This is a genomic window from Pontibacter populi, assembly GCF_019336435.1.
GTDB classification, from domain to species: domain Bacteria; phylum Bacteroidota; class Bacteroidia; order Cytophagales; family Hymenobacteraceae; genus Pontibacter; species Pontibacter humidus.
The window spans coordinates 1,205,091-1,218,501 of sequence record NZ_JAHWXQ010000001.1 but is presented as its reverse complement, the minus strand read 5'-3'; the positions used below and the strand labels follow the sequence as shown (position 1 = coordinate 1,218,501).

Here is a 13,411-nt window from a genome sequence, read left to right as displayed (position 1 = left end):
ACGCCAACTATAAATTATAAAAGCGCTTTTGTCTTCTTATAAGACAAAAGCGCTTCTGTTTTTAAGCTGATCTGGTGCAAAGCTTCTGGTATGACACTTTGCATCAATAACTAATAACCATTAACCAATAACCATTTAAAGTATGGCAACAGCTTTAAAAAACCTGAACGAGTACAGCACCGCCACTTTCGCCGACATGGCCGACAAGAAATTTGGCTTGGTAGTAGCCGAGTGGCACAAAGAGATTACCGATGTCCTGAGCAACGGCGCTATCGAAACACTGTTGAAGCACGGCGCTCAAAAGGAGAATATATTCAGAAACACTGTGCCTGGCAGTTTTGAGCTTACCTTAGGAGCCCAGTTTTTAGCGCAACACGAAGAGATTGATGCCGTGATCTGTATTGGTGTGGTAATTAAAGGCGATACCAAACACGACGATTATATTAACCACGCGGTGGCAAACGGCCTTACCAACGTATCGCTGAAGTATAATAAACCGGTGGCCTTTGGCCTGGTAACGACAAATAACCTGGAGCAGGCTTTGGATAGGGCCGGTGGCAAACACGGCAACAAAGGCGTGGAGGCAGCTGCAGCGGTTATTCATATGCTCAGCTTTTAATCAACTATAGACACATAAAAAGAGGCGCCCTGTAAAGGACGCCTCTTTTTATGTGTCTATAGTTGGTTCTGATTAGAACTTGATACCTAGAGCAATACCGGTACGAATACCAAAACCACTGAATGCACCAGTTTCGTAGTTTTCTTCATTAGCGTTGTCTTCTGCCTTAACACCGCCTGCATTATAGCTTGGGCCCAGGAAAGTATCCAGAACAAAGCGATCCGCAAATACCCACTGACGACCGATTAGCAAGCCACCGCCGAAAGTTGTTAAAGTAGCTTCGCCGCCAGTCTCTTCTTCAGTAAAGTCAGAATTTTCTACTTTAAGTTTGAAGGACTGTAAACGCAGGAACGGAGCAAGATAAAAACCTGCTGGAGCTTCTTCAGAGCTGGAAAGATATTTTCTGAACTCTGGAGTAATACCGAAGCCGCTGAACTTAGTGTCGCCGACACTGAAGCCTGTGTAAAAGAAGCCTAACTGCACACTCTTGTCTTCAGAAATTGTGCGCTCATAAAACACAGAGCCTGTACGTACTACAGGGCTAAGAATGTTGATTTTGAAAACATTGCTCTGAGCCTGTGCAGCTCCCATGAAAATGGCAAAAGCTGCCACTGTTAATAGTAAAATTCGCTTCATAGCTGATAAAAAAATTAAAAAGTTATTAAATATATACGAAGGCTAATATATAGAAAAATATATATTCAATAAACAAATACTAAAAAATATTTGTAGTGTTATAACATTAATGCATGGCTTTTGCAGCAGTAGTATTATTGGCGGGCTTAGATGAATATCCTGAATAACCAAAAACGGGAAGCCATTTAATTTGCTTGGTCCATAGTTTATTAAAATCTTTAATCTTATTTTTGCACGAATTTTAGTGAAGATGCTAATAAACAGTTGCTTGTAAAGAGTAAGCTACGGGAAAAGCAGAAGCATAGAATATACCTGTTTTGCCTCTTTAATGGAGCAAAATATCTTAGGATGGAATTAATAGACCAAGTATTAGGTTAAAGACATATAGTTCTAAAAAGAAGAAATGAACACGAACGAAGAAAAACAGCGCTACTCTAAAGAAGACCTACTGGAATTCGAAAATATCATCCTGGAGAAGCTGACGAACGCTAAGAAGGAAGTAACCTTTATTAAAGAAACCCTTAGCCGTCGTAACGATACCGGTACTGATAACACGGCATCTCCTACAAAAGTACTGGAAGATGGAGCTGATACGGCAGAAAAGGAAAGCTTAAACCAGTTGGCATCCCGCCAGATGAAGTTTATCCAGCAGCTGGAGAACGCCCTTATCCGCATTAAAAACGGCACTTATGGCGTTTGTATCGTTACCGGTAAGCTGATCCCGAAAGAGAGACTGCGCGCCGTGCCGCACACACAACATACTATCGAAGCTAAACTACAGCGTAACGACTAGAACTTTTACTTCTTGAATATCTTACAGCACCATATACAGGCACTGGTTTTCTGTGCACAATCTCCTATCAGCATAGAGGAAATTCAGCGTTGCTTAACAGAAGCGCTGCAAATGGAAATTGCTGTTGGTGACGTGCTCGAAAGTATAGAAGCTATAAATGAGCAGCTGAACGATACCAGTTTTGCCTTCCAGATCTACGCGATCGGGGGCGGTTACCAGTTTCTTACCAAACCGGAATACCAGGATACGGTAAGTGTTTACCTGAAACAGAAATCAAAGAAAAAATTGTCAGCGTCCGCACTCGAGACGCTGGCAATCATTGCCTACAAACAGCCTATTACACGTTCGGCTATGGAGCAGATACGTGGTGTAGGCTGTGATTATGCCGTTCAGAAGCTGCTGGAAAAGGAGCTGATCGAAATTAAAGGAAAAGCAGATACCATCGGAAGGCCGGTGCTTTACGGTACTTCCCAGAAGTTTATGGACTACTTCGGTATCAACCACATAAAAGACCTCCCACAGCTAAAAGATTTCGCTACGGAAGAAAACGTAATTGGCGAAATTGCAGATTAGCGCACCCACACAAGAGCAATACAAATTCAATTATACTGCATATAAGGTACAGTAGCGATACTGCATCGAGTAACACAACAACAATGGCAAGAGATAACGAAAGACCTGCGCGCGACAACGAAGGTGCAGGACGCAGAGATACTGACAGAAATTCTTCTGGCAGGCCAAACAACGATCGCGGCGAAAAAAAGATCTTTAACAGAAGAGATAAAAGCGAAGGTGGCGAACGCCGCTCATTCGGCTCTGACAGAAGAGAAGGCGGCGAAAGAAAATCATTTGGCGACCGTCGTGAAGGCGGCGAAAGACGCAACTATAGTTCTGACCGCAGAGACGACCGACGCGGTAACAGCGAAGGCGGAGAGCGCAGATCATTTAACTCAGACAGACGCGATGACAACAGGGGAGGCGAACGCCGCTCTTTTGGCAACGACCGTCGTGAGGGTGGTGAGAGAAGATCTTTCGGTGCTGATCGCAGAGAGGGCGGTGAAAGAAGATCATTCAATTCTGATCGTCCGAACAGAGCGGAGCGCCGCGGATCTGATGAAAACAGAGAAGCAGCTCCAAGAAGAGAAGAAGGTGAAAAGCGTACGTTTAACACGGACCGCAGAGAAGGAGGCGAACGTCGTTCTTTTGGTGCAGACCGCGGTGAACGTAGCGAGCGCCGCTCATTTGATTCAGATCGTGGAGAGCGCAAATCTTACGGAGACAGAAGAGAAGGTGGTGAAAGAAGGTCGTTTGGAGACAAGCGTGAAGGCGGAGAGCGCCGTTCTTTCAACAGCGACAGAAGCGATGACCGAAGAGGAAGTGAAGAAAGAGGCGAACGTCGCTCATTCAGTTCTGATCGCGGTGAGCGTAAGCCATATGGCGATAGAAGAGAAGGTGGCGAAAGAAAATCTTACGGCGATCGTCGTGAGGGAGGTGAACGCCGCAACTATAGTTCAGACCGCAACGAAGGCAGAGAGCGTCGTTCTTTCGACTCAGACAGAAGAGAAAACCGCGAAGACAGACCAGCGAGAGGTGGCGAGCGCAGCTTCAATTCAGATAGAAAGCCTTTTAAATCAGATCGTAATTCAAAGTTTGGCAACAAAGACCGCAGAACCAGTTTCTCTAACAGAGAAGAGCTTGGCGAACCGGAAACGCCAACTTACAATACCAAGCATTACGAGAACAACCCGCGCATCAAAAAAAGCAACCGCAAAGAGGAGAACGAAGATGACGGAACGATCCGTTTGAACCGTTACATCGCCAATGCAGGTGTTTGTTCGCGTCGTGAAGCGGATACGCTGATAGAGTCTGGTGAAATTAAGGTAAACGGCGAAGTGGTAACCGAAATGGGCTTTAAAGTGAAGCCCGAAGACACGGTACAGTATGGCAAAAAGCTGCTGAACCGCGAAAAACTGGTATACGTGCTGCTTAACAAGCCAAAAGATTTCCTGACAACGACAGACGATCCGGAAGGCAGAAAAACAGTAATGAGCCTGGTTGAGAAATCATCGAAAGAGCGTATTTTCCCGGTTGGCCGCTTAGACCGTAACACCACAGGTTTGCTTTTATTCACGAATGATGGTGAACTGGCCCAAAAGCTGACACACCCATCTAACGGCGTGAAAAAGATTTACCAGGTTGAGCTGGATAAGCCGATCACCAAAGAAGACTTCCTGAAAGTAGCAGAAGGCCTGGAACTGGAAGATGGTAAAGCGGAAGTAGATGATGTTGCCTTGATCGGGGATACTGGTAAGTTCTTAGGTCTGGAAATACATATCGGGCGTAACAGAATTGTGCGTCGTATTTTCGAACACTTAGGCTACGAAGTAGTAACGCTGGACAGAGTGCAGTATGCGGGTCTAACTAAAAAAGACCTTCCACGCGGCAACTGGCGCTACCTTTCAGAAAAAGAGCTTATCCGTCTGAAGTACTTTATGTGAGAAACTATGCAGCGCATTGCGGTAGACGTAGGTAATACAGGCACTAAGTATGGTATATTTGAAGGTAACAGTCTTGTAAAGCAAGGCTACTTTCAGGGGATTGACAATATGCCCGGAGAGATACTGAACCACACTTTTGAGGATGCCATAGTTGCCAGCGTAGCCGCCGATGCTGCAAACTATAGTGCAAGGCTGTCTGTAAGCGGTAACATTGTAACGTTATCGGCACAGACAGCCTTGCCTGTTTTAAATAACTATAAAACGCCGCAAACACTGGGTGCTGATAGAATTGCAGCGGCAGTTGGGGCCAACTATTTATTTCCGGGGCGTAATTGTCTGGTGTTTGATGCTGGTACAGCTATAACGCATGAGTTTATTACAAATGACGGCACTTATATGGGTGGCGGAATTGCACCGGGCCTCCGCATGAAATTAAAAGCGCTGCATACTTTTACAGAAAGGTTGCCGTTAATAGACCAAATTCCTGATAAATTTCCACTTACCGGTCAGTCAACCCAGGAATCAATTTTGAGCGGTGTTTTAACGGGCACTGTAGCAGAACTGAACGGACTTATACAATTATATTCTGAAAAGGCACCGGATTTAACGGTTATACTTTGCGGTGGCGATGCAGGATTTTTTGAAAGTAACTTAAAAGGACGCATCTTTGTAATTCCTGAATTAGTCTTGATCGGGCTTCATAGAATTTTGACGTATAATGTATAAATCACTTCGCGCCCTTTGTTGCGCCGCAGTACTTTGCCTTTCATATGGGGCACAAGCCCAAAGCATTGGCAATGCCCCTTATTCACGCTTCGGCCTTGGCGAGTACAACTATAACACGGGCAATATCCGGAATGCAGGTATGGCCAATACAGGCATTAGTGCAGCCAACAGTTTCCAGATAAATACTGCTAACCCGGCGTTGCTATACTATAACACCCTTACTGCATTTGAAATAGGTGTTAACGGCGAGATAAAAAAACTGGAAAGCGGCTCCGGATCACAGACAGACGGAACAGCAAACCTTTCTTCGGTATCGCTTTCTGTACCGGTTTCGAAGCGATGGACCACAGCCCTTAGCCTCCGCCCTTATTCCTCAGTGGCATATGAGGTTTCCACCACATCCCCGTTAAACGCTACAGCAACTGCTACCGAAGCTTATAAAGGAGAAGGCGGCATTTCTGAACTATATTTCGGGCACGGGGTAAGAATAACGAAGGGCTTAACGATTGGGGCAAGTGCTTCTTACCTGTTCGGTTCTATCGTTAAAGAATCTTCCACCTCTATCAACGATACAAAAATACCTGAAGCTAGGGGCGAAAGTGTAGTTTTAAGCGAAAAAACAAAGTACAACGACCTGCTTTTCAGAGCTGGTGCAAACTACCGCACAAAGCTGAACGATAAGTTATTTATGAGTGCAGGAGCTGTTTATAGTTTAAAAGCAGATCTTGGTGCCGACCGTAAATCATCTTTTGAACGCCGCGATTTTTTCGGAACAGTAAAAGAATCCCTGTATGCTGATAGCTCAAGCAGCAAAGTAAATATCCCTTCGAGCTTTGCGGCAGGTATCAGCCTGGATAATGGCTCTAACTTAACTGTAGCAGCAGATTATTACGCACAGAAGTGGTCTGATTTCAGAAACTTCAGAGGCGAGCAGGAACTTGCAGACAGCTACCGTGCAAGCCTGGGTGCAGAATATACTCCGGATGCAAACTCTGTAGGCAACTATTTTGAACGCATTACTTACCGAGCAGGCGTGTACTATGGCAATTCGCCTTACGAGTTTAACAACGAGCAGATTAAAGACAAAGGACTTACAGTAGGTGCAACTTTGCCATTCGGTCGCTCCACTATATATGATCTGTACCAGCTAAACACAGCATTTGGTTATGGTTCACGCGGTACTTCAGACAACGGCCTTGTTAAAGAAAATTACTTCAAGTTCAGCATCGGATTTACGGTTAACAGCCGCTGGTTCATAAAACGCAGACTGGAATAACGAATTTATAGTTTAACTATAACAGAGAAGGCCGTTGTAAAGCGGCCTTTCTTGTATTATAGGCTACCATGAAGTCAGGCGAATGTAGTTTCGCATAAAAATTGCTAAATTCACAAAAACCATAGAGTAGGAAATGAAGATAAGAGGGTGGCTATATTTATTTTCGCTGACCATAACTATAGCAGGTGCCGGTTGCCAGAAAGAACTGAAAGACCCGGACAAGGAAGTAAAGTACACCGGGCCTGTCATGGAAAATAAAGATGTTTTCACACTTTACAGTGACTCTGCCAAACTGATGATCCGGATGAAGGCGCCTGTGCAGCAGGAGTTCGAGAAAGGCGACGGTGTTTTCCCGAAAGGCTTTTATGTAGAGTTTTTCCAGCAGTCGGGCAAGATCACATCTACTATGCGAGCTGACTATGGCAAACAGACCAAAGGCAGCGAACTATACTTTGCAAAAGGCGATGTACAGGTACATAACATCCTGAAAGGCGAGAAGCTTGAAACCGAAGAACTATACTGGGACAGGCGCCGCCGTAAAATTTACACCGATAAGTTTGTGAAAATAACAACACCTAACCGTGTGGTTACAGGCCAGGGGCTTCAGTCAGATCAGAACTTCGATAACTACACTATAAAAAAGATCACAGGGGTTTTCGACATAGAAGAGTAATGAACCAAAATCTTTTAAATACCATTTTATTATCACTGGCGTTCGTGACCATTGTTATCGGCATCCACAGAAGCATAGAAGAAAAAGACATTGCCGGGAATTACTGGTTATTTATGATTGCGCTGGTGCTGTTTATAGTTTACAGGCACCGTAAAAAGAACATGAAGTCCTGACGCCGGGCTTTTAAAAAATGATAGAACCTCACCAGATCATACTTTTAGTTACAGGCTTGCTGCTGTCTGCTTTTTTTTCAGGCATCGAGATCGCGTTTATGTCAGTTAACAAACTGCAGATAGAGCTTAGCGAGAAGAACGGAGTATTGTCGGGGCGCATCCTGTGGCATTTGCTTAAACACCCGTCGCGCCTGATGGGCACAGCCCTGATAGGGAATACGCTGGCTTTAGTGCTGTATGGCTTTGCAATAGCAGGTGTGCTGCATACATTGCTGTCGCATGTCTTTCCGGAGCGGCTGCAATACGACCTGCTTATAGTTGTAATACAGGTGGCCGTAGCCTCGGTGGTAGTTCTTTTTACCGCTGAGTTTTTACCGCGCAGCCTTTTTGTTATCAACCCGAACCGCATGTTGCAGGTGCTAGCCCTGCCGATACTCATATTTTATTACCTGCTTTATCCGGTGGTTTATGTTATCGTTAGCCTGAGCAAACTGGTCGCCGAAAAAATATTTAAGATAGAGTTCCCGGATCAGAAGCCCGTTTTTGGTTTTACCGACCTCAATGCTTACATCAAAAGCCGCCTCTACCAACCCGAACAGGAACATGCCCCTGAAGTAGACTCAGAAATCTTTCATAATGCGCTGGAGTTTAAAACCGTAAAAGTGCGCGAGTGTATGGTGCCCCGCACCGAAATAGAAGCCGTGGAAGTAGACGACTCTGTAGAGAAACTGCGGCACGCATTTACGGCTACTGGCCATTCCAAAATACTGATCTACCGCGATAACATCGATAACATAATCGGGTACTGTCACCAGCTCGACATGTTCAAGCAGCCCAAGCGCATAGAGGACATACTCTCTGTTGTAAGCCTGGTGCCGGAAAGTATGATGGCGAGCGAGCTGTTTATAAAGTTTGTAGCAGAGCACCGAAGCGTAGCCGTAGTGTTGGATGAGTTTGGCGGAACAGCAGGTATAGTTACGGTAGAGGATGTGATAGAAGAAATTTTCGGGGAGATTGAAGACGAATACGACGTAGACGAAATGCTGCTGGAGCAGGTTTTACCGGAACAGGGAATCTACACGCTTAGCGGTCGCCTGGAAGTGGATTACCTGAACGACAAATACGAACTTGACCTGCCGGAGGGCGATTACGAGACACTGGGCGGGTTTATTTTTTCAGTGGCAGGAGAAATACCGACGCCTGGTGATGTAGTAGAGTACCCGCCGTTCAGTATTACGATACTGTCGATGGATGAAAACCGGATAAATACGGTACGGCTCGTGAAAACCTCAGAGTTTCAGGTAGAACCGGAACGTTAAACAGAATTGCATAAAATTTTGAATTTTAGCGCGATTAACCTTATTTTGCACAATCCTTTTTATAAGTTAAACAGATAATGGCATTAATTAACAAGATTAGAGAGAAGTCTGGTTGGGCGGTAGGCGCCATTGCCATTGGGCTTGGTATATTTGTAGTAGGCGGCGACCTGCTCGGACCAAACTCAAGGCTTCTTGGAAACGACGCCAACGAGATTGGCGAGATAGCTGGTGAAACAATTGAATACCAGGAGTTTGATGAGGTTTTCCAGCAAATGAAAACCAACTACGAGAATCAGACTGGCAGATCTGCCAACGAAGGCGAACTTGCTATGCTGCGTGAGCAGGCATGGAACCAACTGATCTTTAAAATTGCCTTAGAGAAAGAGTACGAGCGCCTTGGCATTGAGGTGTCAGAAGAAGAACTGTTTGATATGGTACAGGGTAACAACATACACCCGGCCGTTCGTCAGGCATTTACTAACCCGCAAACAGGAGAGTTCGATCGTGCACAAGTGGTGCAGTACCTTCAGAACATGGCTCCTGCAGACCGTCCAATGTGGACAAACTTTGAGCAGGGTGTAGCTTCTGACCGCGTACGTACCAAGTATAGCAACCTGCTTAACAAATCGGTTTACGTAACTACTGCAGAGGCTAAAAACTTCTTTAATGCGCAGAATGCCACAGCTTCTGTAAAAGTATTGTACGTGCCTTATTTTACAATTTCTGATTCTGCGGTAAATGTAACAGATGCCCAGCTGAAGGATTTTTATGAGCGCAACAAAGAACTTTATAAAGTTGAAGAAGGCCGCAGCATAGAGTACGTAACAGTACCAGTTACTGCGTCGCAGGAAGATAACAAAACATACGAAGAGGAAATGGCATCTGTAGCGAAGCAATTTGCAGCAGCATCCAACGACTCGGCTTTTGTTAATGCTAACTCAGACAGACCATATAACGGTGCATACTTAACACCAGGTGAACTGCCGGAGCAACTTCGCACTGTAACCCTGGAAGAAGGTAAAGTTTACGGCCCGTTTACTGCTGAAAATTCTTACTCTTTGTATAAAGTAGTAGATGTGAAAGATGGTGGCAAGAGCGCTGCAAAAGCAAGCCACATCCTGATAAAGCCGGAAAGCGACACCCCTGAAGCAAAAGCAGCTGCAAAAGCGAAAGCAACAGATGTACTGAACCAGATCAAAAAAGGTGCTGACTTTGCGCAAATGGCTGCACAGTACGGTTCTGATGGTACTGCTTCGGTAGGCGGCGACCTGGGCTGGTTCCAGACTGGCCAGATGGTAGCTCCTTTCGAGAAAGCAGTATTCGGTGCTTCTTCAGCAGGTTTATTGCCAGAGCTGGTTGAGACAGAATATGGTTACCACATCGTAAAAGTTACTCAGCCTAAAACAAGCCGTTCATACAAAATTGCCGCTATCGAGCGCGCCATGGAGCCAAGCGAGTCTACGCGTGATGCAGCTTATGCTGTAGCCGATGAACTGTCTGGTACAAGTGGTAGCCTGGAGGAATTCCGTGCTAACGTTGCGCAAAACAAAGCCCTGGTAAAACAGGATGTGAAAGAGATCGGGAAGAACAACATTGTTGCCGGTGGCCTTAACAATGCACGTGAGCTGGTTCGCTGGACATATGCTAAAGACACTAAAGTAGGTGATGTTTCTCCGGTATTCGAAATCGAAGATCAGTTTGTTGTAGCTGTACTTACCGGCAAGCGCGAAAAAGGCTATGCTAAAGTAGAGGACATCAAAGACGAACTTACTGCTGCTGTTCGTAACGAACTGAAAGCAAAACAGATCATCGAGAAAATACAGAAAACGAAAGGCAACGTAGACCAGATGGCTGCTGCTTATGGCCCGGATGCGATGCTTAGAACTGCTGACGATGTAACATTTGCTTCCGGAACTATACCTGGTATTGGTCTGGAGCCAGTTGCAGTTGGTAAAACGTTTGGCCTGAAGCCAGGTGGCCGTACTGCTCCTTTCGAAGGTAACGGTGGTGTTATTGTAGTAGAGCTTGTAAACATTACAAAAGCACCGGAAGTACAGGACCTGTCTGGCGTGAAGCAGCAGTTAGTAAATATGCGCTCTGCTAACACAGAAAGCCAGGCTTTTGAAGCTATCAAAGAAAAAGCAAATATCACTGACAACCGCGTTAGATTCTTCTAAGCCAGGTTGCCAATATAGTAGAAGAGCCACTCCCAACAGAGTGGCTCTTTTGTTTTATAGGATATCAGAACTATAAGTTTTAATTTAAAAGTGGAGAACCGCTAAAGTTCATATATCAAGTTCAGGCAAACTCTCGTTTTAAGTACACCTATGGCCTTACTCAAGAAAACATACCTGTTGCTGGCACTTTGCTTAACTATAGCTGCAACTATAGCGCAGGCGCAAACCCAGAACCTGGAACTGGCACGGGAATACTTTAGCAAAGGTGAGTACCAGAAAGCTGCCGAACTTTATGAAAAACTGGTAGAAGACAAACGTCTGTTCTCGGTAACTTACCCTGACTACCTGAAAACGCTGCTGGCACTACGTAACTATAAAGAAGCCGAAAAGCTGGTTAAGCGAACTATAAAACAGAACCCCGGCAACTATAATTTTGAAGTGGACCTGGGAATGGTGTACCAGGCGGCAGGCGATAAGGCCGGTGCTGAGAAACACTTCAATAAGCTCATCCAGCAAATGAACCCGGAGGCAACTGTTGTAGTAGCCAGTGCCTTTATTCAAAACGAACTATACGACTATGCCGAGAAAGCCTACCTGCGTGGCCGTGAACTGACCAAGAACCCACTGGAAAATAACCGCCCGCTGATAGCCCTTTATAGTTACCGGCAGAAAAATGAAGCCCTGATACCTGAAGTGCTGAACCTGTTGCAGGAAAATGAGAGCGAAGTTGGCTATGTACAGAACATGCTTCAGAACAGTGTGCGGGATGAGAAAGCCCAGGATGCATTGGAGAAAGAACTGATCATGCGTGTGCAGCAGAACCCGGATAAACTTGGTTATAGCGAATTGCTGATCTGGCTGTATGTGCAACGACTGGACTTTTACGGCGCTCTGATGCAGGCACGCGCAGTTGATAAACGGACGCGGAGCGGCGGATCGAGGGTGATGGAGTTGGGTGCGATCAGTGCGCAGAACAAAGACTATAACAGCGCCATTGAAGCATATGAGTACATCATTAAGGAATATCCGGAAGGGCCTTACTACCTGGTTGCAAGGCAGCGACTGATAAATGCCCGTGAAGAACAGGTACAGAATACCTTCCCGGTTGATCAGGAAAAGATACGTGCCCTTATTGCAGATTATGATGCCCTGCTGACAGAAGTAGGGCGTAGTGCTGCCACCGCAGAAGTGCTGCAACATATGGCAAATCTGTATGCCTTTTACCTTGATGATAAAGCCAAAGCCATAGAATTGTTACAGGAAGCGATAGCCATGCCACGTGCCAACGCCAATCTGGTAGCAGAAAGCAAACTTACGCTGGGCGACATTTATGTCTTAAAAGGAGAGCCCTGGGAAGCAACGTTGTTATACTCTCAGGTAGAGAAATCGCATAAGGATACACCGATCGGGTATGATGCCAAACTGAGGAATGCGCGCTTAAGCTACTATAAAGGAGACTTCGAACTGGCACAGGCACACTTAGATATTCTGAAACTGGCTACCAGCCGCGAAATCGCTAACGATGCCATGGACCTGAGTCTGCTGATTACAGATAATACTGGCCTGGATACATCAACCACAGCAATGGAAGAGTACGCGGCTATAGAGTTGCTTGTTTTCCAGAATAAACTACAGCAGGCGCTTACAAAACTAGATGGAATGCTGAAGAAATATCCCGGTCATAGTTTAACGGATGAGATTTATTTTCAGAAAGCAGCTATACAGGAGCGCATGGGTAACTTTACTGAAGCAGTTGCCAGTTTGCAGCATATAGTTGGAAATCCGCAATACGACATTCTAAGCGACGATGCCTTGTTTAGAATGGCCTACATTTACGAAGAGAACCTGAAAGACCCTGCCAAGGCCCAGCAACTATACAACGACCTCCTTAAAAAGCACCAGGGCAGCATCTTCGTAGCCGAAGCCCGCAAACGTTTCCGTAAGCTAAGAGGGGATACTGTTAATTAGGAGTAGCTAGCTGGACCTAGGTTGTTGGTTTTTTGGGTTACAGCCTTTGATGGTATGCTAAAAGCTATAGTTTCATAGTTTCTGTGGCCCAACTACGCCCAGTCTCTCCTTATCTAATGCGGGAGCTTTTAGGCCATTGCTATAGTTGGGGTTATCGTTTTATAGTTACGGTATTAACCCACCCCTGCCCCTCCCGAGAGGGGAATTGCGGCTATAGTTAGAATTATCGTTTCATAGTTGCTGTTTGTCATCCCCCTACCCCCTTCAAAGTGGGACTTTTCGGCTATAGTTAAAGTTGGTGGCTATAGTTTTATAGCTACATACCCCAAGCAGGACAGGTTCACCTGTCCCCTCGGAACTATCACCACAATCAAGCTCGAAGCTTACCGGTTCAAATCAACTGTAGCTTGAGCTATGCAAAACGTATCAGTCTTTGGGTTGAGCGCCTTTGCTTTGTTGCGGTGCCGTCAGGCAGCCCGAGGGACGAGGATAGCAAGAAAGCAGCAGCGCGATGCCCGAAGACGGGGCCTCCCGGCCGTGAGGGTACCAAAGC

12 protein-coding genes are annotated in these 13,411 nt (G+C 45.7%); 11 read left to right on the top strand and 1 reads right to left on the bottom strand.

Annotated elements, in window-relative coordinates:
* The first annotated feature begins 142 nt into the window (after nucleotides 1-142).
* Nucleotides 143-619, top strand: a complete 477-nt coding sequence (ribH, locus tag KYK27_RS05275; protein ID WP_199108933.1) for a 6,7-dimethyl-8-ribityllumazine synthase — start codon at nucleotides 143-145, stop codon at nucleotides 617-619.
* Nucleotides 620-691: 72 nt separating this feature from the next.
* Here the strand turns inward: ribH and KYK27_RS05270 are convergent, their stop codons facing one another.
* Nucleotides 692-1,255: a DUF3575 domain-containing protein gene (locus KYK27_RS05270; RefSeq protein ID WP_199108932.1), complete on the bottom strand. Its 564-nt coding sequence runs from the start codon at nucleotides 1,253-1,255 to the stop codon at nucleotides 692-694.
* A gap of 403 nt (nucleotides 1,256-1,658) precedes the next feature.
* On the opposite strand from KYK27_RS05270, the gene KYK27_RS05265 reads away from it, so the two are divergent.
* From KYK27_RS05265 to KYK27_RS05220, 10 genes are all read left to right on the top strand, one after another.
* Nucleotides 1,659-2,048: a TraR/DksA family transcriptional regulator gene (locus KYK27_RS05265; RefSeq protein ID WP_199108931.1), complete on the top strand. Its 390-nt coding sequence runs from the start codon at nucleotides 1,659-1,661 to the stop codon at nucleotides 2,046-2,048.
* Nucleotides 2,049-2,060: 12 nt separating this feature from the next.
* Entirely contained in the window at nucleotides 2,061-2,621 is a 561-nt protein-coding gene (gene scpB, locus KYK27_RS05260; protein WP_199108930.1) for an SMC-Scp complex subunit ScpB, read from the top strand.
* A 1,229-nt stretch (nucleotides 2,622-3,850) separates the two neighbouring features.
* Entirely contained in the window at nucleotides 3,851-4,546 is a 696-nt protein-coding gene (locus KYK27_RS18565) for a pseudouridine synthase (protein WP_238395901.1), read from the top strand.
* A 6-nt stretch (nucleotides 4,547-4,552) separates the two neighbouring features.
* Complete coding sequence (locus KYK27_RS05250; protein ID WP_199108928.1) at nucleotides 4,553-5,272, top strand: type III pantothenate kinase; 720 nt, start codon at nucleotides 4,553-4,555, stop codon at nucleotides 5,270-5,272.
* Nucleotides 5,265-6,548, top strand: a complete 1,284-nt coding sequence (locus KYK27_RS05245; protein WP_199108927.1) for a hypothetical protein — start codon at nucleotides 5,265-5,267, stop codon at nucleotides 6,546-6,548. Before KYK27_RS05250 ends, KYK27_RS05245 begins: the two co-directional genes overlap by 8 nt.
* 133 nt (nucleotides 6,549-6,681) lie before the next feature.
* Nucleotides 6,682-7,221, top strand: a complete 540-nt coding sequence (gene lptC / locus KYK27_RS05240; RefSeq protein WP_199108926.1) for an LPS export ABC transporter periplasmic protein LptC — start codon at nucleotides 6,682-6,684, stop codon at nucleotides 7,219-7,221.
* A complete protein-coding gene (locus KYK27_RS05235; protein ID WP_162428057.1) occupies nucleotides 7,221-7,394 on the top strand; it encodes a hypothetical protein in 174 nt (57 codons plus the stop codon). The genes lptC and KYK27_RS05235 overlap by 1 nt, the downstream gene beginning before the upstream one ends.
* Nucleotides 7,395-7,411: 17 nt before the next feature.
* The gene (locus KYK27_RS05230; protein ID WP_199108925.1) at nucleotides 7,412-8,713 is read left to right on the top strand and encodes a hemolysin family protein; all 1,302 of its coding nucleotides are present in this window, start codon (nucleotides 7,412-7,414) and stop codon (nucleotides 8,711-8,713) included.
* Between the two features lie 77 nt (nucleotides 8,714-8,790).
* Complete coding sequence (locus tag KYK27_RS05225; RefSeq protein WP_199108924.1) at nucleotides 8,791-10,890, top strand: peptidylprolyl isomerase; 2,100 nt, start codon at nucleotides 8,791-8,793, stop codon at nucleotides 10,888-10,890.
* Between the two features lie 150 nt (nucleotides 10,891-11,040).
* The gene (locus KYK27_RS05220) at nucleotides 11,041-12,858 is read left to right on the top strand and encodes a tetratricopeptide repeat protein (RefSeq protein ID WP_199108923.1); all 1,818 of its coding nucleotides are present in this window, start codon (nucleotides 11,041-11,043) and stop codon (nucleotides 12,856-12,858) included.
* Nucleotides 12,859-13,411: the final 553 nt, after the last annotated feature.

What these genes read in the sequence shown, in the direction of transcription:
- KYK27_RS05265 (WP_199108931.1), top strand. Translation starts at nt 1,659, where the DNA reads ATGAACACGAACGAAGAAAAACAGCGCTACTCTAAAGAAGACCTACTG.
- KYK27_RS05220 (WP_199108923.1), top strand. Translation starts at nt 11,041, where the DNA reads ATGGCCTTACTCAAGAAAACATACCTGTTGCTGGCACTTTGCTTAACT.
- KYK27_RS05250 (WP_199108928.1), top strand. Translation starts at nt 4,553, where the DNA reads ATGCAGCGCATTGCGGTAGACGTAGGTAATACAGGCACTAAGTATGGT.
- KYK27_RS05235 (WP_162428057.1), top strand. Translation starts at nt 7,221, where the DNA reads ATGAACCAAAATCTTTTAAATACCATTTTATTATCACTGGCGTTCGTG.
- KYK27_RS05270 (WP_199108932.1), bottom strand. Translation starts at nt 1,255, where the DNA reads ATGAAGCGAATTTTACTATTAACAGTGGCAGCTTTTGCCATTTTCATG.
- KYK27_RS05230 (WP_199108925.1), top strand. Translation starts at nt 7,412, where the DNA reads ATGATAGAACCTCACCAGATCATACTTTTAGTTACAGGCTTGCTGCTG.
- KYK27_RS05245 (WP_199108927.1), top strand. Translation starts at nt 5,265, where the DNA reads ATGTATAAATCACTTCGCGCCCTTTGTTGCGCCGCAGTACTTTGCCTT.
- ribH (WP_199108933.1), top strand. Translation starts at nt 143, where the DNA reads ATGGCAACAGCTTTAAAAAACCTGAACGAGTACAGCACCGCCACTTTC.
- KYK27_RS05225 (WP_199108924.1), top strand. Translation starts at nt 8,791, where the DNA reads ATGGCATTAATTAACAAGATTAGAGAGAAGTCTGGTTGGGCGGTAGGC.
- lptC (WP_199108926.1), top strand. Translation starts at nt 6,682, where the DNA reads ATGAAGATAAGAGGGTGGCTATATTTATTTTCGCTGACCATAACTATA.